Source organism: Burkholderia sp. Bmkn7, assembly GCF_041103175.1.
Lineage (GTDB): Bacteria > Pseudomonadota > Gammaproteobacteria > Burkholderiales > Burkholderiaceae > Burkholderia > Burkholderia cepacia.
This window is the reverse complement of record NZ_JBGCUH010000002.1, coordinates 1,173,019-1,199,059: the sequence shown is the minus strand read 5'-3', so window position 1 is coordinate 1,199,059 and position 26,041 is coordinate 1,173,019. Positions and strand designations below refer to the sequence as shown.

At 66.9% G+C, this 26,041-nt stretch carries 22 protein-coding genes; 13 read left to right on the top strand and 9 right to left on the bottom strand.

Features of this window, described 5'->3' with window-relative positions; translation table 11 throughout:
- Nucleotides 1-28: 28 nt before the first annotated feature.
- Genes AB3K92_RS11335 through AB3K92_RS11325 form a run of 3 tightly spaced genes read left to right on the top strand, consistent with a single transcriptional unit; the run spans nt 29 to nt 3,487 of the window.
- Entirely contained in the window at nt 29-931 is a 903-nt protein-coding gene (locus tag AB3K92_RS11335; RefSeq protein ID WP_021163138.1) for an SDR family oxidoreductase, read from the top strand.
- On the top strand, nt 928-2,493 hold the full coding sequence (locus AB3K92_RS11330) for an NAD(P)/FAD-dependent oxidoreductase (RefSeq protein WP_059484752.1): 1,566 nt from the start codon (nt 928-930) through the stop codon (nt 2,491-2,493). The genes AB3K92_RS11335 and AB3K92_RS11330 overlap by 4 nt, the downstream gene beginning before the upstream one ends.
- A 7-nt stretch (nt 2,494-2,500) precedes the next feature.
- Nucleotides 2,501-3,487, top strand: coding sequence for an alpha/beta fold hydrolase (locus tag AB3K92_RS11325; protein WP_059589546.1), 987 nt, complete (start codon nt 2,501-2,503; stop codon nt 3,485-3,487).
- 63 nt (nt 3,488-3,550) lie between these two features.
- Here the strand turns inward: AB3K92_RS11325 and AB3K92_RS11320 are convergent, their stop codons facing one another.
- Both AB3K92_RS11320 and AB3K92_RS11315 read right to left on the bottom strand, forming a co-directional pair.
- Nucleotides 3,551-3,949 (bottom strand): carboxymuconolactone decarboxylase family protein, encoded by a 399-nt coding sequence (locus tag AB3K92_RS11320; RefSeq protein WP_059484750.1) that lies wholly within the window; start codon nt 3,947-3,949, stop codon nt 3,551-3,553.
- A 139-nt stretch (nt 3,950-4,088) separates the two neighbouring features.
- Entirely contained in the window at nt 4,089-5,426 is a 1,338-nt protein-coding gene (locus AB3K92_RS11315) for a highly repetitive protein (protein WP_369465069.1), read from the bottom strand.
- 37 nt (nt 5,427-5,463) lie between these two features.
- Here AB3K92_RS11315 and AB3K92_RS11310 point away from each other — a divergent pair, with 37 nt between their 5' ends.
- The 4 genes from AB3K92_RS11310 (at nt 5,464) to AB3K92_RS11295 (ending at nt 10,231) form a co-directional block, all read left to right on the top strand.
- Complete coding sequence (locus AB3K92_RS11310) at nt 5,464-6,765, top strand: collagen-like triple helix repeat-containing protein (RefSeq protein WP_021163890.1); 1,302 nt, start codon at nt 5,464-5,466, stop codon at nt 6,763-6,765.
- Nucleotides 6,766-6,885: 120 nt separating this feature from the next.
- Nucleotides 6,886-8,169, top strand: a complete 1,284-nt coding sequence (locus tag AB3K92_RS11305; protein ID WP_369465068.1) for an isoprenylcysteine carboxylmethyltransferase family protein — start codon at nt 6,886-6,888, stop codon at nt 8,167-8,169.
- A gap of 757 nt (nt 8,170-8,926) precedes the next feature.
- On the top strand, nt 8,927-9,604 hold the full coding sequence (locus tag AB3K92_RS11300) for a histone acetyltransferase (RefSeq protein ID WP_369465067.1): 678 nt from the start codon (nt 8,927-8,929) through the stop codon (nt 9,602-9,604).
- 54 nt (nt 9,605-9,658) lie between these two features.
- Nucleotides 9,659-10,231 (top strand): NADPH-dependent FMN reductase, encoded by a 573-nt coding sequence (locus AB3K92_RS11295; RefSeq protein WP_369465066.1) that lies wholly within the window; start codon nt 9,659-9,661, stop codon nt 10,229-10,231.
- 79 nt (nt 10,232-10,310) lie between these two features.
- On the opposite strand, the gene AB3K92_RS11290 is transcribed toward AB3K92_RS11295, so the two are convergent.
- Nucleotides 10,311-10,628: a DUF4148 domain-containing protein gene (locus AB3K92_RS11290; protein WP_048020252.1), complete on the bottom strand. Its 318-nt coding sequence runs from the start codon at nt 10,626-10,628 to the stop codon at nt 10,311-10,313.
- Nucleotides 10,629-10,876: 248 nt separating this feature from the next.
- On the opposite strand from AB3K92_RS11290, the gene AB3K92_RS11285 reads away from it, so the two are divergent.
- Nucleotides 10,877-11,380, top strand: a complete 504-nt coding sequence (locus AB3K92_RS11285) for a DM13 domain-containing protein (protein WP_027790874.1) — start codon at nt 10,877-10,879, stop codon at nt 11,378-11,380.
- A gap of 34 nt (nt 11,381-11,414) precedes the next feature.
- On the opposite strand, the gene AB3K92_RS11280 is transcribed toward AB3K92_RS11285, so the two are convergent.
- Genes AB3K92_RS11280 through AB3K92_RS11265 form a run of 4 tightly spaced genes read right to left on the bottom strand, consistent with a single transcriptional unit; the run spans nt 11,415 to nt 16,532 of the window.
- Complete coding sequence (locus AB3K92_RS11280) at nt 11,415-12,038, bottom strand: DUF2894 domain-containing protein (RefSeq protein ID WP_369465065.1); 624 nt, start codon at nt 12,036-12,038, stop codon at nt 11,415-11,417.
- A complete protein-coding gene (locus tag AB3K92_RS11275; RefSeq protein ID WP_021163899.1) occupies nt 12,035-12,679 on the bottom strand; it encodes an OmpA family protein in 645 nt (214 codons plus the stop codon). The genes AB3K92_RS11280 and AB3K92_RS11275 overlap by 4 nt, the downstream gene beginning before the upstream one ends.
- 3 nt (nt 12,680-12,682) lie before the next feature.
- Entirely contained in the window at nt 12,683-15,730 is a 3,048-nt protein-coding gene (locus AB3K92_RS11270) for a DUF802 domain-containing protein (protein ID WP_369465064.1), read from the bottom strand.
- Nucleotides 15,731-15,740: 10 nt separating this feature from the next.
- On the bottom strand, nt 15,741-16,532 hold the full coding sequence (locus tag AB3K92_RS11265) for a DUF3348 domain-containing protein (RefSeq protein WP_059676823.1): 792 nt from the start codon (nt 16,530-16,532) through the stop codon (nt 15,741-15,743).
- A 537-nt stretch (nt 16,533-17,069) separates the two neighbouring features.
- Here AB3K92_RS11265 and iteA point away from each other — a divergent pair.
- Together iteA and iteS are read left to right on the top strand one after the other, a co-directional pair.
- The gene (gene iteA / locus AB3K92_RS11260; RefSeq protein ID WP_260435579.1) at nt 17,070-18,251 is read left to right on the top strand and encodes an anti-phage ATPase IteA; all 1,182 of its coding nucleotides are present in this window, start codon (nt 17,070-17,072) and stop codon (nt 18,249-18,251) included.
- Entirely contained in the window at nt 18,199-20,499 is a 2,301-nt protein-coding gene (gene iteS, locus AB3K92_RS11255) for a S8 family anti-phage peptidase IteS (RefSeq protein WP_369465063.1), read from the top strand. Before iteA ends, iteS begins: the two co-directional genes overlap by 53 nt.
- A 142-nt stretch (nt 20,500-20,641) precedes the next feature.
- Here the strand turns inward: iteS and AB3K92_RS11250 are convergent, their stop codons facing one another.
- Nucleotides 20,642-21,280, bottom strand: a complete 639-nt coding sequence (locus AB3K92_RS11250) for a LysE family translocator (RefSeq protein WP_021163579.1) — start codon at nt 21,278-21,280, stop codon at nt 20,642-20,644.
- Between the two features lie 255 nt (nt 21,281-21,535).
- Here AB3K92_RS11250 and AB3K92_RS11245 point away from each other — a divergent pair, with 255 nt between their 5' ends.
- Nucleotides 21,536-22,114: a hypothetical protein gene (locus tag AB3K92_RS11245; RefSeq protein WP_369465062.1), complete on the top strand. Its 579-nt coding sequence runs from the start codon at nt 21,536-21,538 to the stop codon at nt 22,112-22,114.
- Between the two features lie 223 nt (nt 22,115-22,337).
- Nucleotides 22,338-23,717, top strand: coding sequence for an FAD-containing oxidoreductase (locus tag AB3K92_RS11240; protein ID WP_048020266.1), 1,380 nt, complete (start codon nt 22,338-22,340; stop codon nt 23,715-23,717).
- A 204-nt stretch (nt 23,718-23,921) separates the two neighbouring features.
- Here the strand turns inward: AB3K92_RS11240 and AB3K92_RS11235 are convergent, their stop codons facing one another.
- Nucleotides 23,922-24,815 carry an SDR family oxidoreductase gene (locus tag AB3K92_RS11235; protein ID WP_369465061.1) on the bottom strand — a complete coding sequence of 298 codons (894 nt, stop codon included), beginning with the start codon at nt 24,813-24,815 and terminating at the stop codon, nt 23,922-23,924.
- A gap of 95 nt (nt 24,816-24,910) precedes the next feature.
- Here AB3K92_RS11235 and AB3K92_RS11230 point away from each other — a divergent pair, with 95 nt between their 5' ends.
- The gene (locus tag AB3K92_RS11230) at nt 24,911-25,762 is read left to right on the top strand and encodes a helix-turn-helix transcriptional regulator (RefSeq protein WP_369465060.1); all 852 of its coding nucleotides are present in this window, start codon (nt 24,911-24,913) and stop codon (nt 25,760-25,762) included.
- The last annotated feature ends 279 nt before the right edge of the window (nt 25,763-26,041 follow it).

The window sequence follows — 26,041 nt, the reverse complement described above, 5'->3', positions numbered from 1 at the left end:
AGGGCAAGCGGAACGGGAGGAGCAACGGATGAACGGGTTTTCCGGCAAGGTCGCCGCGATCACGGGCGCCGGTTCGGGCATGGGCCGCAGCCTCGCGGTCGAGCTTGCGCGGCGGGGCTGCGAGGTCGCGCTCGCCGACGTCAACGAAACCGGCCTCGCCGGCACGGCGGCCGCCTGCGCCCAGCATGGCGTGCGCGTGAGCACGCGGCGGCTCGACGTCGCCGACCGCGATGCGGTATTCGCGTGGGCCGATTTCGTGCGCGCCGGGCATGGCAAGGTCAACCTGATCTTCAACAACGCGGGCGTGTCGCTGGCCGCCAGCGCCGAGACCGCGGACATCGCCGATCTCGAATGGATCGTCGGCATCAACTTCTGGGGCGTCGTGCACGGCACGCAGGCATTCCTGCCGCACCTGCGCGCGTCGGGCGACGGACACGTCGTCAATACGTCGAGCCTGTTCGGGCTCGTCGCGATGCCGACGCAAAGCGCTTACAACGCGACCAAGTTCGCGGTGCGCGGCTTTACCGAGGCACTGCGGATGGAGCTCGAACTCGACGGCGCGCCGGTGAGCGCTACCTGCGTGCATCCGGGCGGCGTCGCGACGAACATCGTCGACGCGGGCCGCGTCGATACCAGCATCCACGCACTCACGGGCCAGGACGAAGCGACCCATCGCCGCCAGGCGAACCGGCTGATCAACGCGACGACGGCCGACGAGGCCGCGCGGCAGATCCTCGCGGGTGTCGAGCGCAATGCGCGCCGCGTGCTTGTCGGCGCCGACGCACGCCGGCTCGACAGGATCGCGCGCCTGCTCGGCGCCGGTTACCAGTGGCTGATGCTGCGCCACGTGCGCCGCGCCCGGGCCCGCAACCTCCGCCCGAAGGAAGTCCCGGCCGCGCTCCCGACCACGCCCACCAAGGACCCCGCATGACCTCGACGACGACCGACCGGCGCGACGCGCCGCCCGCCCCCGGCGACAGCCGCGACCTCGACGTGCTGATCGTCGGTGCCGGGCTGTCCGGCATCGGCGCGGCGTATCACCTGAAGCAGCGCTGCCCGTACGCAAGCGTGGCCATCGTCGAGGCGCGCGACGCGATCGGCGGCACCTGGGACCTGTTCCGCTATCCGGGCGTCCGTTCGGATTCCGACATGTTCACGCTCGGCTACAGCTTCCGCCCGTGGCACAGCGACAAGGCGATCTCCGACGGCCAGACGATCCTCGACTACATCCGCGACACCGCGCGCACCTACGGCATCGACAAGACGATCCGCTACGGCCAGAAAGTCGTCGCGGCCGACTGGGATTCGAACCGCGCGCGCTGGACGGTACGCATCGAGCGCACGCAGGGCGGCACGACCGACACGCTCGTCTACACCTGCCGCTTCCTGTTCATGTGCAGCGGCTACTACGACTACGACGCCGGCTACCTGCCCGACTGGGCCGGAATGGACACGTTCGAAGGCAAGCTCGTGCATCCGCAGCACTGGCCGAAGGACCTGTCGTACGCGAACCGGCGCGTCGTCGTGATCGGCAGCGGCGCGACGGCCGTCACGCTCGTGCCGTCGATGGCGGCCGACGCGCAACACGTGACGATGCTGCAACGCTCGCCGACCTACATCGTGTCGCTGCCCGCGCGCGACAGGATCGCGAACGCGTTGCGCCGCGTGCTGCCGTCCCGGCTCGCGCACCGGCTCGTGCGCGTGAAGAACGTGCTGCTGACGATTTACCTGTACAACGTGTCGCGCCGCAAGCCCGACCAGACGAAGAAGTTCATCATCCGCGCGGCCAGCAAGCAGCTCGGCCCCGACTTCGACGTCGCGAAGCACCTGACGCCGCGCTACATGCCGTGGGACCAGCGCGTGTGCCTCGTGCCGAACGGCGACCTGTTCAAGTCGATCCGCGCGGGCCGCGCGTCGATCGTCACCGACGAGATCGAGCGCTTCACGCCGACCGGCCTCAAGCTGAAGAGCGGCCAGCAACTCGACGCGGACGTGATCGTCACCGCGACCGGGCTGAAGGTGAAGATGCTCGGCGGCGCGCGCGTCACGGTCGACGGCCGCGCGGTCGACCTGCCGGAGACCGTGTCGTACAAGGGAATGATGTACAGCGACGTGCCGAACCTCGCGTCGTCGTTCGGCTACACGAACGCGTCGTGGACGCTGAAGGCCGAGCTGATCGCGCGCTACGTGTGCCGGCTGCTCAATCACATGCGCGCGAACGACTACGACACGTGCGTGCCTCGGCTCGGCGCCGGCGAGCTCGGCGACGTGCCGGCCGTCAACCTGAGCTCGGGCTACATCCAGCGCGCGGCCGGCATCCTGCCGAAGCAGGGCCATCGCAAGCCGTGGAAATTCCACCAGAACTACGTGCGCGATCTCGCGTCGCTGAAGTTCAGCGCGCTCGCCGATTCCGCGATGCATTTCGAACGCCGCGCGAAAGCCGGCACGGCCGCCGCGGCGCCGGTTGCCGAACCCGCACTCGAACCCCGTTGAGGCCGACATGACCCCTACGCTCCATCTGATCCAGAACGTCCTGCTCGGCGTCGTCGCGGCGCTCGCCGCGCTCGCGCTGTTTACCGGTTACGTGGCCCGTCGCGTGACGCGCGCGTTTCCGCCCGAAGGCCGCTTCGTCGACGTCGGCGGCGACCGCATCCACTACGTCGAATACGGTAGCGGCCCGCCGATCGTGTTCGTCCACGGGCTCGCCGGGCAACTGCGCAATTTCGCGTACCTGCCGCTCGCGCGGCTCGCGCAGCAGCATCGCGTGATCCTCATCGACCGCCCGGGCGCCGGCCGCTCGCTGCGCGGCGCGGCTTCGCAGGCGAACGTGTTCGCGCAGGCCCGCACGGTCGCCGCGTTCATCGACGCGCTGCGGCTCGACAAGCCCGTGCTGGTCGGCCACTCGCTCGGCGGTGCGATCGCGCTTGCCGTCGGCCTCAACCATGCGGACCGCGTGAGCCGGCTCGCGCTGATCGCGCCGCTGTCGCACCAGCAGACCGAGCCACCGGCGCCGTTCAAGCCGCTGATGCTGCCCTCGCCGCTCGTGCGCCGCTTCGTGTCGTGGACCTTCGCGATCCCGCTGACGATCCTGACCGGCCGCAAGGCCGTGCGCCAGGTGTTCGCGCCGGAAGACGTGCCGCGCGACTTCCCGGTCAAGGGCGGCGGCCTGCTCGGGATGCGCCCGCACGTGTTCTACGCGACGGCGACCGACCTGCTGTCGGCGCCCGTCGACCTGCCCGCGATGGAACGCCGCTACGCGGAACTCGCGCTGCCGGTCGACGTGCTGTACGGCCGCGCCGATCCGATCCTGAACTGGCGCGAGCACGGCGACGCGCTCGCGAAGAAATCGGCGCGCGTGCGGCTGAAGGTCGTCGAGGGCGGGCACATGCTGCCGGTCACGATTCCGGAGGCCACCGCCGACTGGCTGCTCGAAGTCGCCGCCGCGCCGGCCGAGGCGGCGCCGCAGGCAGCGCGCGTCGCGCACTGAGCCGGAAACCGGCGAAACCGGGCCTGATTCCGCGCCTGCCGTGCAGCCGAAGCGGCGGCAGAATCAGGCTTCGTCGTCGGGCACCGACAGCCCGAGATCCGAGATCACCTCCCGCGCGCTGCGGAATGCCTCGACCGCGGCCGGCGCGCCCGCGTACAGCGCGCTGTGCAGCAACACCTCGCGGATCTCGACGAGGCTCGCGCCGTTGTTGAGCGCGCCGCGAATGTGCCCCTTCAGTTCCGTGCTGCGGCCGAGCGCTGCCAGCATCGCGCACGTGCACAGGCTGCGCGTCTTCAGGTCGATCCCGCCCCGCTGCCACGTGCTGCCCCACGCATGCTCGTTCAGCCAGTCCTGCAGCGGGCGCGAAAAACCGTCGAGGTCGCGCATCGCGCGCTCGACGAACGCCTCGCCCATCACGTCGATTCGTCGCGCCTTGCCGTTTTCCCTGTCCTGTTCGCTCATGTCCGGGTCCTGTATGGAGTCGTGGCCGCGTCGGCATCGTCGGCAGCCGGGGATTTCGCGCCATGTTCATCGGGCCGGCGCGTTTCGTCAAAGATGCGGCCCTCGGTTCGAAGCCATCCGCGCAGCGCGATATCGAACGCTACGTAACATCACGCCGCGCGTTACGGCGGCTTACGGGAACATCGCAACCGCCGCGCCCGCGCACCGAGCATGCCCGTCGCGCGAAAGCGCCGTTACTCCGTTTAAATCGCGCCGATATTCCCGATACCTGCAATAAAGCGCGACACCGTTTCGCGAATTCTGTCGTGGCGCGGAATTTGCAGAGAAGGCTTGGACACACTTCCAATGTCGAGGCCAACATGCACACACTCTTCAAGAAGACGACGGTAACGATGGCCGTCTCGTCGCTGCTCGCACTATATGGTTGCGGCTCGGTCGACGGACCGACGACCCCGCCGACGATCAAGCCGAGCACGTCAGGGACGGGCGGCAGCTCGGGGACTTCGGGTACGTCGGGCGGTGGGACGTCGGGGACTTCGGGAGGCGGGACTTCGGGTAGTTCGGGGACTTCGGGTACGTCGGGTACTTCCGGTACCTCAGGCACTTCCGGTACGTCGGGTACCTCCGGTACGTCGGGTACTTCCGGTACGTCGGGTACCTCCGGTACGTCGGGTACCTCCGGCACGTCGGGTACTTCCGGCACGTCGGGCACCTCTGGTACGTCGGGCACCTCCGGTACGTCGGGTACTTCCGGTACGTCGGGCACCTCCGGTACGTCAGGCACTTCCGGTACGTCGGGTACTTCCGGCACCTCGGGTACTTCCGGTACGTCGGGCACCTCGGGCACCTCGGGCACCTCGGGCACCTCGGGCACCTCGGGCACCTCCGGCACCTCGGGCACCTCCGGCACGTCGGGTACTTCCGGTACGTCGGGCACCTCCGGCACCTCGGGCACCTCCGGCACGTCGGGTACTTCCGGTACCTCGGGCACTTCCGGTACCTCGGGCACTTCCGGCACCTCGGGCACTTCCGGCACCTCGGGTACTTCCGGCACCTCGGGTACTTCTGGCACGTCGGGCACTTCCGGCACCTCGGGTACTTCCGGCACCTCGGGCACTTCCGGCACCTCGGGTACTTCTGGCACGTCGGGCACTTCCGGCACCTCGGGCACCTCCGGTACGTCGGGTACTTCCGGCACCTCGGGCACTTCCGGCACTTCCGGCACCTCCGGCACCTCCGGCACCTCGGGCACCTCGGGCACCTCGGGCACCTCCGGTACGTCGGGTACTTCCGGCACGTCGGGCACTTCCGGCACGTCGGGCACTTCCGGCACTTCCGGCACGTCGGGTACTTCCGGCACGTCGGGTACTTCCGGCACCTCGGGTACTTCTGGCACCTCGGGTACTTCCGGCACCTCGGGTACTTCCGGCACCTCGGGTACTTCCGGTACGTCAGGCACCTCCGGCACCGGCGTCACCCCGCTCGGCAACGTCCTCCAGAAATCCGGCAACCTCGTGACGGCAGTCGGTACGACGGTCGCAAACGGCGGCGGCGTGATCGGCGGCGTGCAGATTCCCGGCACGAACCCGACGACGGCCAACAGCGTCGGCAACGCAGTCACGAGCCTCGGCAACGGCGTGCAGGCGCTCGGCAACGGCGTCGCGGCCGGCCTCGGCTCGATCGGCGTATCGGCGAACCCGCTCGGACCGACGCTGACGTCGACCACCGGCCTGCTGACCGGCGCCGGCGGCGCGGTCAACAACCTCGGCAACGCGGTGAAGAGCCTCGGCTCCGGCCCGCTGTCGCCGCTGTCGCCGGTCACGACGCTCGTCGGCGATCTCGTCAACACCGTGGGCGGCGCCGTCAACTCGACCGCGTCGGGCCTCAACACGGCGCTGAACAGCTCGCCGGTCCAGCAGCTCGAGACGCAGGTCGGCAAGGTGATCAACCCGATCACGAACACGCTGACCGGCGGTGTCACGACGCCGGGCGCCACGCAGACGCTCGGCGGCGTCACGCTGCTCGGCACGCCGCTCAACGGCCTGCTGAGCGCGCTCGGCAACGGCCTCGCCCTCGCCGGCACGAAGGTCGGCGGCGCAACCGGCAACCCGGTCGGCACCGGCCTCGGCGGCGTCGTGGCACAGCTCGGCAACACGGTGACGTCCACCGGCGGCCTCGTCCACGACAACAACGCGGGCAGCTCCAGCAGCGGCACGGGCGGCAGCAACCCGCTCGCCCCGATCACGGGCCTGCTCGGCACGCTGACGGGCGGCCTGGGCGGCGGCAGCTCGAGCGGTTCGGGCGGCACGAGCGGCACGAGCAGCGGCGGCCCGCTCGGACCGGTCACGGGCCTGCTCGGCTCGCTGACGGGCGCGCTCGGCGGCCTCGGTTCGAGCGGCACGAGCGGCACCGGCGGAACGAGTGGCACCAGCGGCACCGGTGGCGCGGGTGTCGGCGGCCTGCTGGCGCCGGTCACCAACCTCGTCAATTCGCTGACGCCGCTCGGCGCCAGCCTCACGGGCACGGTCACGACGCCGGGCGGCAACGTGACGGGCACGCTCGGCGGCCTGCTGTCGAGCGGCCCGGTCGGCACGGTGACGGGTGCACTGACGACGCCGGCAGGCGCCGCCGGCGCCATCGGCACCGCGAGCCCGGGCGGCGCGGCCGGCACGGCCACGACGCCGGCTGGCGGCGGCTCCGTGGCGGCCGGCCTGACCGGCAGCTCGAACGGCGGTGCCGCGGGCGGCGCCGGCAACCTGCTGTCGCCGGTGACGAACCTCCTCGGCGGTCTGCTGGGCGGCGGCACCAAGAAGTAACGCTTTACCTATCAGAACCACAGGCCAATGGCCGGGCGCGCATCCATACAAAGCCCGGCCGACGGCCGGCGTCACCCGCCCAGCGGGGGCGCCGGCCTTCACCCGTACGAGGATCCGATCATGAACTCCACGCTTGACGGCATCGCCGCGGTCCAGGACCGCCCACCCCGTTCCGCCACGCCCCTGCGCGCCGGCCTGCTCGGCATCGCCGCCGGACTGTTCGCGCTGTGGATCACGCGCGGCCAGCCGACTTTCGATGCAGCCACGCGCGCGGTCATCGCCAGCCTCGCGATCATCGGCACGATCGCGCTGCACGAAATCTTCATCTCGCGCGTCTACCTGCGCCCGAGCGCGGGCCTGTCGCGGCAGGCCGTGCGCCCGCTCGGCATCGCGCGCGTCGCGACGCGGCTCGGCGCGCTGGCGTCGATCTATGCGGGCATCGGCGCGATCTACTGGCTGCTGCCCGAATACCACGGCGCGTTCTACCGGCCGTTCTGGTCGCTGCTGCGCTCGCTCGCGCCGTACGTGATCGTCGCCGCGCCGTTCTACTTCGCGTGGATGGATCGCCACCAGCGCGAGACCGACGACGCGTACCTGCTGTGGGGCCGCTTCCAGTTCCGCCGCGAGCAGCCCGCGAGCTGGAAGCCGGTGCGCGAGATGCTGGCCGGCTGGGGCGTGAAGGCGTTCTTCCTGCCGCTGATGACCGTCTACCTGTCGAAGGACGCCGATCACCTGACCGCGTCGCTCGCGAACGCGATGCACGCGCCGGCAACGATCGCGACCTTCATGTTCATGTACGACCTGTCGTTCACGATGGACCTGATGTTCGGCACCGTCGGTTACCTGTGCACGTTCCGCATCCTCGACAGCCACGTGCGCACCGTCGAGCCGACGACGCTCGGCTGGGTAGCCGCGCTGATGTGCTACCAGCCGTTCTGGTCGCTGTTCTCGAACAACTACATCCGCTACGAAGGCACGTTGTTCTGGGACAACTGGCTGCAGTCGGCCCCGACGCTGCGCGTGATCTGGGGCACGGTGATCATCCTGCTGCTGCTGACCTACGCGCTGTGCACGATCTCGTTCGGGTTGCGTTTCTCGAACCTCACCAACCGCGGGATCATCACGTCGGGCCCGTACCGCTTCACGAAGCATCCGGCGTACATCACGAAGAACCTGTCGTACTGGATGGTGTCGGTGCCGTTCGTCGAGCCGCTCGGCTGGCAGGTCGGGCTGATGCACTGCGCGGGGCTCGTCGCGGTCAACCTGATCTACTACACGCGGGCGAAGACCGAAGAGCGGCACCTGATGCGCGACCCCGATTATCGCGCGTATGCCGAATGGATCGCGCAACACGGGTTGTTCGCGCGGATGAAGCAGGCGTTCGGGCAGCGCGCGCCGGCCTGACACGGCGGCGCAAGGCGGGGCCTGCTGCCCCGCCCACGCTTGCGTCGGCGTTCGCACATCGCCGTTTCGCCGGTTCCGGCACAGTGCGCGCGCCCTCGCGATCAGATACGCGCGCAGCAGTGCTCGCTGCCGCGACTCGATCGCGATCCGCGCAACGCGAAGCCGTGTGCGTACGACGAGGCACTCGGCTTCGCACGCGTCGCGCTTCGTCCGCTGCCCGGCGGTTACATCGCTTCGCTCTACGAGCGCGCGCTGGCCGGTTGACGGCACCGGCCACGCGCGCACTACCCGGCAGAGACTGTCGGGCCCACCCGCCGCTCAGGCTACGACATGCGCCCATGCGGCCAATTGTCGCGAAACGATGCGATTCTCCGCGTTTCGTCGCTTTTCTCCACCGATACGATTGCCCGCCCCCGACTCCTCGCGTATGGTGCTGGCCGTCCGCGCCCGATCGGTCGCCCGGACACCCGACCGTCGTCGCGCACGACGGCCGCGCGGGCCGTGCCCGCCGTCACCGTCTCCGCGGCACCGCCCATCGGCGCCGCGCATTCATGAGGAGAGAGACGTGATTCACAAAGTCCTGATCCTGTTCGCACTCTGCATCGCGGGCCTCGCCGCGATCGCCGCCGGTTTCCAGCACATCCCCAGCTGATTCGCGGCCCCGGCTCGCTTCGCCGAGCCCGGGGGCCGCACCCATTCCTCTCCCCTCTTGCGATGAACCACTTTCTCGGACCGCCCGGGACGGGCGCCTTTTGCCATGCGCATCGACGTACAGCATTCCCAGCACGACATCGACGATGAACTCGACTCGCTCTACGCACGCCTGCACCAGCCGGGCCATCGCCTGCACGGCCTGCCGGCCGTCGCGCTCGGCCGCTCCGGCCTGATCGTCCGCCACCGCGAGGCGGACGGCGAATACTTCCTGTACGTCGAGGATCCGGCCGCGCGCCAGCTCGCCGGCTATACGGTATTCAACCGCCTGCCCGAAATCCCGCGTCGCGCCGACCGCTACCTGCGCGCGCCGCACACGCGGCTGCGCAGCACGTCGCAACGCAAGGGCCTCGCGACGACGCTGTATCGCTGGGGACTCGACGCCGGCCTGTGCCTGATCAGCGGCGCCCGTCAGTCGATCGGCGCGGCGCAGCTGTGGACCGCGCTGGCCCATGACTATCGACACGGCTTCGTCGACATCGAAGGCCGCGCGCTGTGCTATCTGGGCGAAGCCGTTGCCGACGACGTGCACGGCGCGCTGCATACGCGTCGTCTGCTGCTCGGCAACGGGTGGGAAATCGGCGCATTCGCGCGCGCGGCCGGGATGGCCGACGTCGTTGCCGCAGAATGTCGCCACCCGGGATTTCCGCGGGAAAGGCGCGAACCGCACCGCTTGCACGGGGGCGCCAAAGCGCGTCACTCCGCCCGTGCACCGATGCGATAATCCGTCGGGCCGGCGCGCCCCCATCGCGCAAACCACCCAACGACACGCTCCTCGATGGCTACCGAACTCCAACCCGATTCCGAGCGCCGCATCGACATCGTCGCGTTATGCGGCAGCCTGCGCGCGCAGTCGTATAACGCGGCGCTGCTGGATGCGGCGGCACGCGTCGCGCCGCCCGGGACGCGCATCACGCGCTTCGATCGCCTCGGCGAATTTCCGCTGTTCAACCCCGACGCGGAATATCCGTCGCCGGCCGCGGTGCGCGACCTGATCGATCGCCTGAACGCCGCCGACGGCGTGCTGATCGCGAGCCCGGAATACGCGCACGGCGTGACCGGCGTGATGAAGAACGCGCTCGACTGGGTCGTGGGATGCGAAGCGTTCGTGTACAAGCCGGTCGCGGTGCTGAACGCATCGCCGCGCGCGACGCATGCGGACGCGGCGCTGCGGGAAACGCTGTCGGTGATGTCGGCGAACATCGTCGAGCGCGCGTCGATCACGCTCCCGATCCTCGGCAGCCAGCTCGACGCGGCACGCATCGCCGCGCATCCGCCGTTCGCGGCGGCGCTGGTCGAGGCGCTGCACGCGTTCGGCGCGGAGATTGCCGAAGGCGCGTCAACACGCTGACGTTGCGCAACCTGGATTCCATCGCAGTCCGGATTAATCGGACGCCGTGCCCATCGACGGGCGCAACGTCCGGCCCGGATCATCGTCCGCGATAGATCGGTCTGTCGGCCGTCATCGAACCCGATTCGCTCGCGGCCGGTGCCGCCATGCCGTATCCACTGGTATCGGCCGTCGACGTGCCGGTCGAACCGATCTTCTTCAGCGCTTCCGCCAGTCGTGCCGGATAGTACGGGTCTTCGCCGTTCTGCCGGTAGCCGGCTGCACGCAGGGCGGCCAGTTCGGCCTTCACCTCCGCGCGCGTCACGGTGGACTGCGGCGCGGCCCACGCGGAAATGGAAACGGAAACGGAAGCGGTCGCGGCAACCGTCGCGAGAACATACAGGGCAAGCTTGTTCATCTGACCTCTCCTGAGCATCGACGACGTTGTCGACGGAGAGTGAGTCGCGCCGCGTGCGCAAAGATGACACTCGCCGAAGAAAAAATCCGGCATCGCGTCGCGGTGCAGGTGCCACGCGGCATGCCGGCAGGAGCGGCATGTAACGGCGCGTTGAACGAAAACCCGAACGTCTGTCAGATTCCGCCGGCTCGCGCGACTACCGGCATGTGGCCCGGCGCCACCCTCTGTTTTCGTTCAAAGGGTCCGACATGAAAACCAGAATCTGGATACTGATCGCGTCGCATCTCGCGACGGGGCTCGCGGCGTTTGCCGCGGGCATCTACGTGCTGCCGATCCTCACGGCGACGGAAGGCGCAAGCGCCGTCGAGCTGCAAGTGGCCGCGGAAAACGCGCGCCATACCGGCCGCTTCGAACGCAACCTGCCGGGCAGCGACGCGCTGCACTGGGCAGACGGCAAGCTGACCGTCACCGATTCGTCGATCGCGTTCGAGGGCGACATCGCACCGGGCCCCGACTACAAGCTCTATCTCGTGCCGGCCTTCGTCGATACGCGAGCGTCGTTCCTCGCGATCAAGGCGCGCGCCGTACGCGTGGGCGACCTGAAGACATTCGGCAATTTCGTCGTGGCGCTTCCCGACGACGTGAATCCCGCGCAATACACGTCGGTCGTGATCTGGTGCGAACGCTTCTCGAAATTCATCAGCGCGGCCCGCTATCAAAGCGCGCCGGCGTCGGGCCTGACGTCGATGTGACCGGCCCCCGGCGGCGGCGATGCGTGCCCGCGCGCTACCGGCTCTTGCCGCGCGCGCCCTTCTTCACCGTCTTCGCGCGCGGGGCTTCCTTCTCGGGCTGCGCGCCGCCGCCGGCGAGATCCTCGAGCCATGCGAGCGCATCGACGTACGACAGGAACTGCTGCAGATATTCCGGCGACAGCTCGCGCATCGTCGCGAGCGACCGGTGCACGAGACTGTTCGAATTGAGCGGCCCCGCGTTGCGCGGCACCTGGTCGAGCGACTGGCGGTATTGCTGTTCGGTGCGGACCTTCGACCACATCGTGCGGAAGTAGTCGACCAGCTCGGGATCGAGCCCGCGCCGGTCGGCCTGCGCATCGCGGCCGAGCCGTTCGACGAGCGCCGCCAGCGACGGGCCGCGTCCGGCCGCACCATCGTCGGCTTGCGCGATGCCGCTCGCGGCGGCCTTCGCTTCGTCGGCCCGCGCGACGACCGCCGCGAAGCCTTCGATCAGCGCGGCGAGCCGCGCGTCGAGCAGCCCGCGCGCGTTGCCTTCGAGCGCGGCCGCACGCCGCTCGAGCGCGTCGATCCGTAGAAAGCGCACGCGGTCGAGCCGGTCGGCGCCCTGCTCGCGCCATGCGTCGAGCGTCGCGCGAACGTGCGTCGCGTCGTCGGTCACTTCGCGTTCCCTCCGTTCGATGCCGACTTGCGCGGCACCGGCGCGATCTCCACGCGACGGTTCTTCGCACGGCCTTCATCGTCCGCATTCGAGCTGACCGGCTGTTCCGAGCCGAACGCGGCCGCGAACACCGACGACGCCGGCACGCCGGCGTCGATCATCGCGCGCGTGACCGTCAACGCGCGCTTGGCCGACAGTTCCCAGTTGTCCGCGAACTGGCGGTTGCCGGCATGCACCTGCTGGTCGTCGGCGAAGCCGCTGATCATCAGGATCTCGTCGCGTGTCTTCAGGTAGGCGGCGAGCGGTGCGGCCAGCGTCTTCAGCAGGTCGCGGCCGGCAGGCTGCAACTGGTCGGAGTTCAGCGCGAACAGCACGTTGCCGCTGATGCCGATGCGCCCGTTCACGAGCGTCACGCGGCCGGCCGCGAGCGGCCCGGCGAGCGCCTGCTCGAGCGACTTGCGCTGCTGCGCTTCCTGCTGGCGCGCACGCACGGCTTCCTCGAGCTTCGACGTGAGCTGCAACTGCATGCCGATCACGCCGACGAGGATCAGCACGAACGCGCCGAGCAGCACCGACATCAGGTCGGCGAACGCGGGCCACACCGGCGCGGAGGACGCGCCGCCGTCGATTTCGTCGTGCATGCGTTACGCTCCGACGGACGCCCGCCGGCCGGCGAGCTGCTGCAGGTCTTCGACGATCTGCTTCTGCGACATCATGCTCAGGTCGATCACCTCGCGCGCCTGCGCGACGTAGTACTCGAGCTGCTCGTCGCTGCGCGCGAGCGACTTCTCGAGCGCGGCCTCGATGCGTTGCAGATGAGTCAGCAGCTTGTCGTTCGACTCGCCGAACACCTGCACTGCCATCCCGAACGCATCGCCGAGGCTCGCGACCTCGACCGCGCCCGCCGTCACTTGCGCGGCCACCGAGTCGAGCTTGCGCGTTTCCGCGTCGACGGTGTCGTTGAAGCGCGCCCCGACGCGGTCGAGCAGGTCGGCCGACGTGCTGACGAGCGCGTCGATCGCGGTGCGCTGTTCGGTCGACGCGTGATTGACCGCACCGAGCAGCGTTTCGAGCGTCGCGAGCAGGCGGCTGCGTTCCTCGAGCATCGCGGTGTCGTGTACCAGGCTGTCGGACAGGCGCTGGCGCAGCTCGGCGACGACGTCGGCCGCGGCCTTCGGCGCCTCCGACGCCGCCTGCACGAGGCGCGCGATCTCGTTGATCGTGTCGCTCGCATGCACCTGCGCCTGCGCGGTGATGTCGTTCGCGGTGCGGGCCAGCGTGTCGCAGATGTCCTGCTGGCGCGTCGCGGCCTGCGCGCTCGTGTGCGCCCATTCGTCGCGCAGCGCGGCCGCCATCGCGGCGAGCGAGTCGTTCCACGCGGCGAGGCGTGCTTCGTCGCGGGCGGCCAGTTGCGTCTGCAGGCCCGTGTGCGAATCGCGGATCGTCGACAGCAGGTCGTTCGAGCGCTGTTCGAAGGTCAAAGCCTGTGCGGTCAGGTCGCGCGTCGTTTGCGCGAGTGCATCACAGATTTCCTGCTGACGGCCTGCGCTGTGCACGCCTGCGCGTTGCCATTCGTCACCGAGCTTCGCGGCCATCGCGGCCAGCGATTCGTTCCACGCGGTGAGGCGTTCCTCGTCGCGCGCGGCCAGTTGCGCCTGCAAACCCGTGTGCGACTCGCGAATCGTCGACAGCAGGTCATTCGAGCGTTGTTCGAAGGTCGAAGCCTGCGCGGTCAGGTCGCGCGTCGTTTTCGCCAGTGCGTCGCAGATTTCCTGCTGACGGCCTGCGCTGTGTACGCCCGCGCGTTGCCATTCGTCGCCGAGCTTCGCGGCCATCGCGGCCAGCGAATCGTTCCACGCGGCGAGACGCTCCTCGTCGCGTGCGGCCAGTTGCGTCTGCAGGCCCGTGTGCGAATCGCGGATCGTCGACAGCAGGTCGTTCGAGCGCTGTTCGAAAGCCGAAGCCTGTGCGGTCAGGTCGCGCGTCGTTTGCGCGAGTGCGTCGCAGATTTCCTGCTGACGGCCTGCGCTATGCACGCCTGCACGCTGCCATTCGTCACCCAGCTTCGCGGCCATCGCGGCCAGCGATTCGTTCCACGCGGTGAGGCGTTGTTCGTCGCGCGCCGCCAGTTGCGTCTGCAGGCCCGTGTGCGAATCGCGGATCGTCGACAGCAGATCGTTCGAGCGCTGTTCGAAGGCCGAAGCCTGCGCGGTCAGGTCGCGCGTCGTTTGCGCCAGCGCGTCGCAGATTTCCTGCTGACGGCCCGCGCTGTGCTCGCCTGCGCGTTGCCATTCGTCGCCCAGCTTCGCGGCCATCGCGGCCAGCGATTCGTTCCACGCGGTGAGGCGCTGTTCGTCGCGCGCGGCCAGCTCGGTCTGCAGCCCCGCGTGCGACTCGCGCATCGCGGCAAGCGTCGCGCCCGAATGGCGTTCGAACGTCGCGGCAGCCTCGCCCAGCGCGCGCGCATGCTGGCCGGCCAGCGTCTCGCCGACCTGCTCCTGACGCGCCAGCGCATCGCGCCAGGCATCCGACAGGCGGCTTTCGGTCGATTCGAGGCGCGTCGCGACGCCGTCGAGCAGGTCCGTCGAACGCTGCGCGAAGGTCTCGGTGAACTGGCCGAGCGTCGTCTGCAACTGCTGCGCGACGGCATCGCTCGCACGGCGCTGTTCGTCGAGCGCGCGGCTCCAGACGGCCGTCACGTTGCCGGTGGTCTTCTCGAAACCGTCCGTCAGCCCGTCAAGCTGACGCTGCACGGCGCCCGTCACGGTGTCGCGCAGCGCGGCCATCTCCTGCGCGAGCCCCGTCATCGTCGCGGCGACGACCGGCTGCAGCGCGGCACCGGCCACGCGCGCGCTTTCGGCGGCGCTTTCCTTCAGCGCGTCCCCGACATTCGACGCGAGGCCGGCATACGCGCGCTCGGTCCGATCGAAGAACGCTTGCTGGCTCTCGATCTGGCGATCGTGCAGCGCGACGCTGCGCGCCTCGAGCGACGTCATCATCGTCTGCAGGCGGTCGACCAGCGCCGGCATCACGTCGGCCTGACGCTGCAGCAACCGGAACGATTCGTCGCGCTGATGCGCGGACGAGTGCACGCGCAACGTCGTCGCGATCTTCGCGTCGAGCTGCTGGGCCGCGTCGATCCGCTCGCGGCGCACGAGCGCGGACAGCAGGCCGAGCATCGCGGACGTCGCGACGCCGGCAATCGACGTGCCGAATGCGAAGCCGAGGCCCTTCACCGGCGCGATCAGCGACGCGCGGATCGCGTCGAGATCGGTCGCGCTTTCGAGCGCGGCGCCCGTGCCCTTCAGCGTGACGACCATCCCGAGCAGCGTGCCGAGCATGCCGAGCAGCACGAGCAGGCCGACGAGGTAAGGCGTGAGCGACGGGCCCGGCAGCGCGACGCGCGCGCCTTCGACCCGCGCGCGCACGGCGCCGCGCAGGCCCGGGTGCAGCGTGTCGAGCCACGTGTCGAGCTTCGCGGGCGGCTCGGTCAGGCGGGCGACCGCGTGCGACAGCGTGGCGGTGGCCTGCCGGTAGCGCAGCAGTTCCCATGCGCCGGCGACATAGCACGCGGCGATCAGCAGCGTGACGGCCGACGCCAGCGGGTTCGACGCGACATAGCCGACGCCGATCCAGCCCACAGCGAGCAGACCGGCGACGAAGACAACGAGATCAAGGCGAATTCTGGACATAGCGTGTTGATTAGCAGGTGCGAAGGGCCGCGAGCAGCCCATCTACCGTTTGAAACCGGACTTCGAGTTCGGCAAGCAGGATGCTTTGCATCTCGTCGCGAAACGTATCGAGCCATGCGCCGGGCACGATCGCCGCGACGGCCGGGCTGTCGACGATCGCCGCGCCGTCATCGGCGGGATCGGCCGCGGCCGCGGATTCCGCTGCGGCTGCCGCCGCGGCTTCGGCATCGGCCAGCGCCTGCCGCTCCGCGTCGCGCAGCCGCCCGAAGCGCGTACCGAGCAGCGCGGGCACGGCCGACAGCAGGCTGCGCTCGCGCGCACCGAGCACGCGCTCCATGATCGCGTCGAGCGTCGCGAGCCGCGCCATCCCCGACGAGCTGGCGGCGAGCGCGACCCGCAGGCGGCCGCGCAACTGGCCGATCGCCGTTTCCATGTCCTGCTGCAGGGACAGGTAACGCTGGCGGAAGTCCGCGAAATCGGCCGTGTCGGCGGCCGGCGGCGGCGGATCGCCGGGCCGGCGCCGCGCACGCGGCCGGTTGGTGGCCGTGATCGCCTGCGCGAGCTCGTGGCGCACGCGTGCGCAGTCGCGCTCGGCGTCGTAGCCGCGCACGCCGGCCGCGACGCCGGGCGGGCTCGCATTCAGCGCGGACGACAGCGTGATCGCGTCGGTCCAGCCGAGCCACTGGCTCAGCCGGTCGGACAGCGTCTGCCGGGATTCCGCGACGTCGGCATCGGCCAGGCGCGCGAGCAGCCGGACGAGCGCCGGGCCGCTCAGCGCCGGGCGCGGAGGTGCTTGCACCATGCTGCAAACCGTCAAAAAAGGCAGCAGTTTACACGTCGCCGGGAGGTCGACCGCCAGAATCGGGGAAGCGCCGCCGCCCGGTGGCGCGTGCGGCACTCGCGAACGCCCGCCACACAAGGCTTGGCGGGCCGTGCGCAGTTTCCTGCAATCTGACGCACGATCATTCAGCCAGTCCACTATTGCTACGACTAGTCGCTATTTGAGCCTATCAGAATTGACTTGAGGGCCGCCTAGCCCGTCCTTGAATGCTTGTAGCAGCGACGGCCGACTCGGCAGCACTTACTCGTTATCAGACCACAACCAGGACAGTGAACGCTGACGGGGCTATCTCGGGCCAACACTGCCCACTAGCGCAATGCTGTATATTCATACAGTATTCCACTCGGAGGAGGCAGTGTTGGCGAGGTCAAGATCGCATTCACAAAAAGTGCGACAACATCGTCAGATAGCGCATCAATGTGGCCAATTTCCGAAACATAGATAGCGAAACGCGTTACAATGCGACACGTTTTCGTTTCATCAAACATGGCGACCAGAATGGAAAATATTTCAGAGGTTCTAAAAATCCTCGACGGCGCCCTTCGCTCGAACGCGTCGATGGCAACCAGCTACGCTGGGCTCTTGGCTGAGAAGCTGGAACAGGTCGGTGAACGGCAACAAGCCCGCCTCATTCGAGAACGGCTCGCAAGAGCCCCAAGTGCGCTGGCAAGCGCGCAGGATGCTGCAGACGGAATCTCTTTTAACAGTCTTCCTGTCGATGGCGAGAGTCGACTGCACACCGTCGACGTCAGCAAACCTGAGGCCGACTCTACTGCCCTGATGGTTCCCGACGCGGTCGAAAGTCGTCTCGCCGACTTCCTAGCAAATGTCGAGCATTACGAAAATCTTCTCCGAGCGCGCGCGGCGTTACCCAGTCGCCTTTTGCTCTATGGACCGCCGGGAACAGGAAAGACCCAGACTGCGCGCTGGATCGCTGCACGACTAAACTTGCCACTGCTCACTGTACGTTGCGACACCTTAATTAGTAGCCTGCTCGGCCAGACAAGTCGCAACCTCCGCAGAGTCATGGATTACGCAGAGCAAAGTACGTCCGTTCTATTTTTGGACGAGTTCGATGCTCTTGCTGGCGCCAGAGGCAACGAACGTGACGTTGGAGAATTGCAACGAGTAGTCATTTCGCTCCTGCAGAACATTGATGCGCTGTCCCCCAACACCATCCTCGTCGCTGCAACCAATCATGAACAGTTGCTCGATCCCGCAGTATGGCGCCGCTTTAGTTTTAGGATTCCAATGAGCTTGCCAGATGCTCATATGCGCGAAAAGCTCTGGCGTCATCTATTGGCCGACTATGCACCCAAGGATCTAGCATGGAAGGTACTTGTTGACTACTCCAGTGACGCATCGGGCGCTCTCATTGAGCAAGTGTGCTTGGACGCAAAGCGTAGCGCAGTCATCGCAGGCAACGCGACCATTGATCAACTTCAGATATTCCGTCGGCTCGGACTCGCACTTGCGCTAATACATGGAAAGATACTCAATACGAAAAATCAAGAAATCGCATATTTGAGAGAGTGGTGCCGGACAATTTTCTCGCTGCGCGCGCTTGCTGCAGTGTATAGTTCTTCGACACGTCAAGTGTCAACTATACTAAACGGGGGAAGCACCGATGGTACAACGCAAAAGCGTCCAAAGTCCGAGGGGACAAAACTCAAAGACTAGCAAGCCCGCTAACGCTGAAAATCCATTTATTCACGTCCCATTTGCTCGACAGGATCTATCCATTCCCAATACGGGGGGATCAGCAAAAAAAATCCACGTTCCTGTCGATGATGAATATCGACGATCCTTGGTCCGCTCGCTAGACTCAGCAACAGCTGATCTAGCGAATGACTTGGCACGATTCCCTAACGCCTTAGGCCCCTTGGTTTTCACACTTCGCGAGGATGCCGTCGCGAAAACTCATAGGCCACTCAAGCTGGTTGAAGAGTCTGGGATTCAACCAGCTGGGCACGGTGGCATCAACGAAATGCTTGTCGCAGCCAATGCAGCCACTCTACAAGTATTGAGATCAGTCATACTGACTCGCACTATCCACGAAATCAAAGCCAATCTCAGTACCATTGAGAAAATTTCGGCGTGGTCAACCAAGAGAAGAAATCCACACGGAATCCCCTCTCTTCGCAAAACAAGTGGCATCATTGTTGACATTTTTCAATATTTTTCGGAAGAAGCCACGAAGCGGAACCTCAATTTCATCGAAAACTGGCTCAATAAAAAGAATATTAAATTCTCAATAATTGAACGCATCAAATCTATCCCAATGCTTCGAATTGGGGATTCCCACAGAGTCAACGATAGCGATCTAGCAGAACTCATTTCCTACCCGGGTCTTCGACACATCTATGCCGAACCACAGTACTCTGCAAAAGTAACGTCCGGAAATGTGGCCATCGAAGTAGCGAAAATTCCACCGCCAGACGCGCAGATTGATGCGGGAGAAATTCCGACTGTTGGTGTGTTTGATACTGGCATCTCCAACAGCGCGACATCACTAAAACCATGGATCGCTAGCAAGGATATTTACGTATTACCCCCCGAGACAAACTATGAACATGGGACAATGGTAGCCTCGCTAATAACCAGCTCCGGCCACATGAACGACGGGCACAGCTGGCTTCCAGGAGTAGGATGTTTAATTCACGATGTCTGCGGATTAGAATCAAATGGCGCCGGAATTGGAATTCTTCTCGAACGCATCAAAGAATCAGTCGAGAAAAAGCCAGACATCAAGATTTGGAATCTTTCACTTGGAGCAAATCAATGCTCCGATATCGAGTTTAGTGAATTCGCAAAAGAATTGGATGCTATCAGTGATAAATTTGGCGTCTTATTTGTCGTTGCCTCAGGAAACTACCTAGACTCGCCTCGACGTACGTGGCCTCCAACCACTGCGCTTTCTGATCGCGTCTCTAGCCCGGGGGAATCTGTTCGAGCCCTCACTGTAGGCTCAGTAACTCATTTAACTGCATTCGGCTCATATACCAGCGTCGGAGAACCTCCTCCGTACTCACGTCGCGGCCCTGGCCCCGTATTCACTCCGAAGCCGGACATTGTGCACGCTGGAGGCGGAGTTCATAAGCCATGGGACATTGGAAATGCCAGCATCAAAGCACTTACACCCGACAACCAAATCGCTCACACATTTGGCACTAGCTTTGCCGCACCTATTGCCTCCAATCTTGCAGCTCATACATGGTTTGCACTCGAGGGGAGAAGCAATCTCACACCGCACCCGGCCCTCGTGAAGGCATTGATGATTCACGCGGCCCAATTGTCGTCCCCCGACTACAATCCGATCGATCGTCGATATTTTGGCGCAGGCAGGCCTGACAATATACTTCGCACTTTATATGACAGTGACGATAGCTTCACATTAGTCTTCGAAGCACAACTATATCAATCGATGCGCTGGAGAAAATCCCCATACCCAATCCCAGAATCACTTATTCAAAATGGGAAATTTAGAGGAGAGGTCATTATTACTGCGACCTACAATCCTCCACTCGACGGAAATGCTGGAAGTGAATATGTTCGGGCCAACATCGAATTGGGATTCGGCATTCTCTCCGCAACAGGTGAGTTTCATGGTCGAGTGCCAGGCGAAAGCGAAGTCGGAACTACCGGATACGAAATGGCGCAGGTAGAACATGGAGGGAAATGGGCGCCTGTTAAAATACATCGCAAGCGCTTCCCCAATGGCACCGAAGGAACTCAGTGGGCGCTGCAAGCAGGGGTCAATCTCCGTGCATTCCAGCCCGCATTAGTTGACCCGTTGGTCGCCACAATTGTGGTCACATTGAGATCCGTAGACGGGAATCCAAATATCTATGAAGAAGGTGTCCGTGCGCTGAACAACACGTCGTGGACTCATACCATTCTGCCCTATCGAATTCCGATCATTACCTAAGTCTAAGGTCCCCGCCCACGGCGGACGGGGACACTTATATTTTAACTGGCCTGCAAACAGGCCTATTCTGCAACTCGTTCTTCATCGAGGCTGGACAATCCTCAGTTTGCAAAACTAGACCAGTACCCTGCCCCCGCCGCGCTCAGATTCCCGCTTTCGGCGCGTTAAGGATCAGCCGCAGCCCGAGCAGCGTGATCGCGCCGGCCGCGACGCGGTCGACCCACTTCTTCGCGCGCAGGTAGAGCTCGCGCGGCCGGCGCGTGGAGAAGCACAGCGCGACGATCGTGTACCAGCCGAACTCGACGCCGAACACGAGCGGCGGCAGCGCCAGATAGCACCACAGCGGCGGATGCTGCGGGAGCAGCGCCGCGAAGATGCTGCCGTACCAGATCGCCGTCTTCGGGTTGCTGAGCTGGGTCGTGAGGCCCGTCCAGAACGACTTGCGCGCGCTGCCGCCGCCCATCGCCCGCGGATCGTCCATCGCGATCGGCCGGTCGGCGCCGCGCCAGATCTTCGACGCCATGTAGATCAGGTACGCGCCGCCCGCCACCTTGAGGCCCACGTACAGCCATTCGACGGCCTGCAGCAGCGTGTAGAGCCCGGCCAGCGCGACGCCGCCGAACACGATGCCGCCGATGCCCATGCCGAGCGCGGTGGCCAGCCCGTCGCGGCGCGACAGCCCGATCGCATTGCGGGCAACCAGCACGAAGCTCGGGCCCGGAATCATCGCGCCGAGAAACAGCGCAGCCAGGATGGCGAGTACGGCAGCCGATGCGGTCATCGAAGTCTCCTTGGTAAGCGACGCCGAAGCGCCGGCGCCTGCATGTCGTGTTCGACGGTCGAGCCGTTGATTCTGGCACGCTTTGCACATGGCCGAAAGCTGCGTGGCGCTGCTATGCTGGCCCTCTTTCCCGCCAGTCGCGCCATTCGCGCCGCCCGTCGCGCTCCATCCGGTGCCGGGCACCGCGTTTCCCGGGCGGGATTGGTCGCCCCGCGCGATCGGCCCCCCTCTCTCTTTTCGACCGGACACCCCGTCATGCGCGTTTTCCACCTGCCCATCGTGCTCGCCTCGCTGCTCGCCGTGCTTTCGCTCGACGCCCGCGCGGCCGAGCTGCCGAAGTCGATCGCCGCGCAGCTGCCGGGCGGCTACCAGCCGCTGCTCGCGCAAGCCGGGCCGGATCTCGACAACGGACGGCACAGCTTCCTCGTCGTCGTGCACCGGGCGGTCGACACGCGCGAGCAGCCGTCGCCGCGCCCGCTGCTGATCTTCGAGGAGCAGGCCGACCACGCATTCCGGCTCGCCGCGCGCAACGACCAGGTGGTGCTGCGCGCGAACGAAGGCGGCCAGTGCGATCCGTTCGATCCCGACGATGCCGCCGACAACGGCTTCGCGGTGAAAGGCCGCTATTTCACCGTGCAGAACTTCGTCGCGTGCGGACAGCACTGGACCGACTACGTGACGTTCCGCTACGACCCGCACACGCATGGCTGGGTGTTTTCGAACCGGATCGTCACCGAATCGTTTCCGCTCGACGACCAGCCCGATCACGTGACCGTCACGCGCGCCGACGCACACCGGCCGGTGTCGTTCGGTCAGTGGACGCGCAAGGACTGACGCGGCCGGCGCAACGCGTCGCGACCGCTTGCATCGCACACCGGCCGGCGCGGACACGGCCGGGCCCGGGCACGCGTCGCCGCCTCCGCCCCGCCGGCGCTCGCGAGCGCACGCCAACAGGACTACCATAGGCGCTCGCCGTCGCGCGACCGTGCGCCGGCCCCGGCCTCGCACGCGGCTCGCCCGCACGCGTTCCCTCGCTGCACCCGCACAGGAGGACGTCATGACGCAACACTTCGACGCGATCGTCATCGGCACCGGGCAAGCCGGGCCGCCACTCGCCGCGCGGCTGTCCGCCGCCGGAATGAAGGTCGCGATCATCGAGCGCGGCCGCTTCGGCGGCACCTGCGTGAACACCGGCTGCATCCCGACCAAGACGCTGATCGCGAGCGCGTACGCCGCGCACCTCGCGCGGCGGGCCGGCGAATACGGCGTGTCGGTCGGCGGCCCCGTCACCGTCGACATGAAAGCCGTGAAGGCACGCAAGGACCAGATCTCCGGCCGCTCGAACCACGGCGTCGAGCAATGGGTGCGCGGGCTCGCGAACACCACCGTGTTTCAGGGTCACGCCCGCTTCGAGCGCGCCGATGCGGTGCGCGTGGGCGACGCGCTGCTCGAGGCGGAACGCATCTTCATCAACGTCGGCGGGCGCGCGCAGGTGCCCGCGATGCCCGGCCTCGACACGGTGCCGTACCTGACCAACTCGACGATGATGGACGTCGACTTCCTGCCCGCGCACCTCGTGATCGTCGGCGGCAGCTACGTCGGGCTCGAATTCGGCCAGATGTATCGACGCTTCGGGTCGCAGGTCACGATCGTCGAGAAGGGCCCCCGCCTGATCCGCCGCGAGGACGAGGACGTGTCGCAGGCCGTGCGCGAGATCCTCGAAGGCGAAGGGATCGACGTGCAGCTCGATGCGACCTGCCTGAGTGCACGGCGCGACGGCGACGGCATCGCGGTCGGCCTCGACTGCGCGGGCGGCGGCCGCGAGGTCGCGGGCTCGCACCTGCTGCTCGCGGTCGGACGCGTGCCGAATACCGACGATCTCGGGCTCGACCGTGCGGGTGTCGCGACCGATGCGCGCGGTTATATCGAGGTCGACGAGCAGTTGCGCACGAACGTGCCCGGCATCTGGGCGCTCGGCGACTGCAACGGGCGCGGCGCGTTCACGCATACCGCATACAACGACTACGAGATCGTCGCGGCCAACCTGCTCGATAACGATCCGCGCAAGGTGTCCGACCGCATCACGGCGTACGCGATGTATGTCGATCCGCCACTCGGCCGCGTCGGCATGACGCTCGCGGAAGCGAAGCAGACCGGGCGCCGGCTGCTCGTCGGCACGCGCCCGATGACACGCGTCGGCCGCGCGGTGGAAAAAGGCGAAAGCCTCGGGTTCATGAAGGTGATCGTCGACGCGGACAGCCATGCGATCCTCGGCGCGACGATCCTCGGCGTGACGGGCGATGAAGTCGTGCACGGGATGCTCGACGTGATGGCCGCGGGCGCGCCGTACACGACGATCAGCCGCGCGATGCACATCCATCCGACCGTGTCGGAGCTCGTGCCGACGCTGCTTCAGGATCTGCATCCGGTCGAATGACGCGCGACCCGGCGAGCGGCCGCGCACGCTGAAGCCGCTGATCGATCGCACGTTCGCGTTCGCGTTCGCGTTCGACGCCATCGTGCACGCGCATCGATACGGGGAAGCCGGCGCGCAGGCCGGGAAGATCGTCGTCGCGGCCTGAAGGGTGTCGCGCGGGCGGCGAGTGCGGCCGTCGCAGGCGGCCGCACGACCGCCGCCCGCTCAGCCTTCGAAATACCGCGGCCGGTCGATATCGGCCAGCAGCCCCGGCTGCGTCGGTGCCCAGCCGAGCGATGCGCGCGTGCGCTCGCTCGTTGCCGGCGCATCCATCCCCGCGAACATCGCGAACCAGCCGAAGTGCTCGCCGGCTTCGGCCGCCGTTTTCGCGACGACCGGCACGTCGAGCCGCCGGCCGATCACCTCCGCGATGTCGCGGAACGGCACGCCCGTGTCGTCGACCGCGTGATAACGCGCGCCGGCCGCGCCGCGTTCGACCGCGAGCCGGTACACGCGCGCCGCATCGAGCCGGTGCACGGCAGGCCAGCGGTTGCCGCCATCGCCGACGAAGGCCGACACTCCCTTCTCCCTCGCGAACGCGATCAGGCGCGGCACGAAGGCGTGATCGCCGTCGCCGTGCACGGACGGCGGCAGACGCACGACCGATGCGCGCACGCCGCGCGCCTCCAGTGCGACCGCGGCCGCTTCCGACGCACGCGGATAAACCGACGACACCGGCACGTGCGGATCGTCTTCCGTCGCCGCACGTCCGGGCGCGACAAGCGCGAGGCCCGACGTGACGACCAGCGGCCGGGCCGAGCCCGCGAGTGCCGCGCCGATCGTCTCGATCGCGCGACGGTCGAGTTCGCAGTTCTGCGCGAAGCGCGAGAAGTCGTGATTGAATCCCGTGTGGATCACCGCATCGGCGGCGTCGGCGCCGCGCGTGAGGCTGTCGAGGTCCTCCAGCGACCCGCGATGGACGTCGGCACCCGCCGCCGCAACCGACGCGGCGGCCGCGTCGGACCGCGCAAGACCGAGCACCGAGTGCCCGGCGGCCACGAGTTCGGCAACCACGGCCGAGCCGACGAATCCCGACGCTCCAGTAACAAAGACACGCATGTTCAGTACCTCCGGATGGCATGGAGGCTTACTATCTGTCGACGGCCGCTCGCGGTGAAGTCGTGACGGTTTACCGGTAAACGAACTAACAGGATATGGCTGACACCCCCGACAACCTGCTCGGCGCGTACCTGCGGGACCGCCGCGAGAAACTCGACCCGGCCGCGCTCGGGCTGCCGGCCACGCGGCGCCGCACGCCGGGCCTGCGACGCGAGGAAGTCGCGCAGCGCGCGCACGTGAGCGCCGCGTGGTACACGTGGCTCGAACAGGGGCGCGGCGGCGCACCGTCGGCGGACTTGCTCGACCGGCTCGCCCGCGCGCTGCAGTTGAACGACGCCGAACGCGAGCACCTGTTCCTGATCGGTGTCGGCCATCCGCCGGAGGTGCGCTATCACGCGACCGACCACGTGTCGCCGCGCGTGCAGCACGTGCTCGATTCGCTCGACGCGAGCCCCGCGATCGTGCGCTCGGCGACGTGGGACGTCATCGCGTGGAACAACGCGGCGGCCGCGACGCTGACCGACTACGCAACGCTATCGCCGGAACGGCGCAACATCCTGCGGCTCATCTTCGTCGATCCGCACGTGCGCGGCGTGCAGGCGAATTGGGCACGCGTCGCGCAGTTCGCGGTGGGCGCGTTTCGCGCCGACGTCGCGCGCGGCGGCGCGACGCAGGCCGTGCAGGCATTCGTGGACGAGATGCGCGCGACGAGCGCCGAGTTCGACGCGCTGTGGCGCGACCACGATATTCGCTCGCACGAGGAAGGGACCAAGGAGATCCACCATCCCGCCGTCGGGCGAATCGCGCTCGAATACGCGGCATTCGCCGTGAGCGGCCGGCCCGACCAGACGCTCGTGATCTTTACGCCGGAGACGGCGGACGACCGCGCGCGCATTCGGGCGCTTGTCGCGGCCCGCGAGAAATACGAAATTCAGCGATTCGCGTAACGATCGCCCTCTTCGATAAACGACGAATCTCCATATTTGTGCGACGCGCCGCCACTATCGGCGCGTCGATTGTCAGCCTCGGGGCGGCGATCCCGGGTTCTGACGGACAACACCTCCAACCCCAAAGGCAATCGAGCCTCGATGGCCGACGGCAAGCTCACTACGCGTGGCCATCGCATTCCGCACTGATTCCCAGTCGAATATTTAATTTTCACCTGGCGTAACGCGCGCTTACCCTTTCGGCATCGCATCACAGGGCCACCGGCCCCTCCCTGGAGC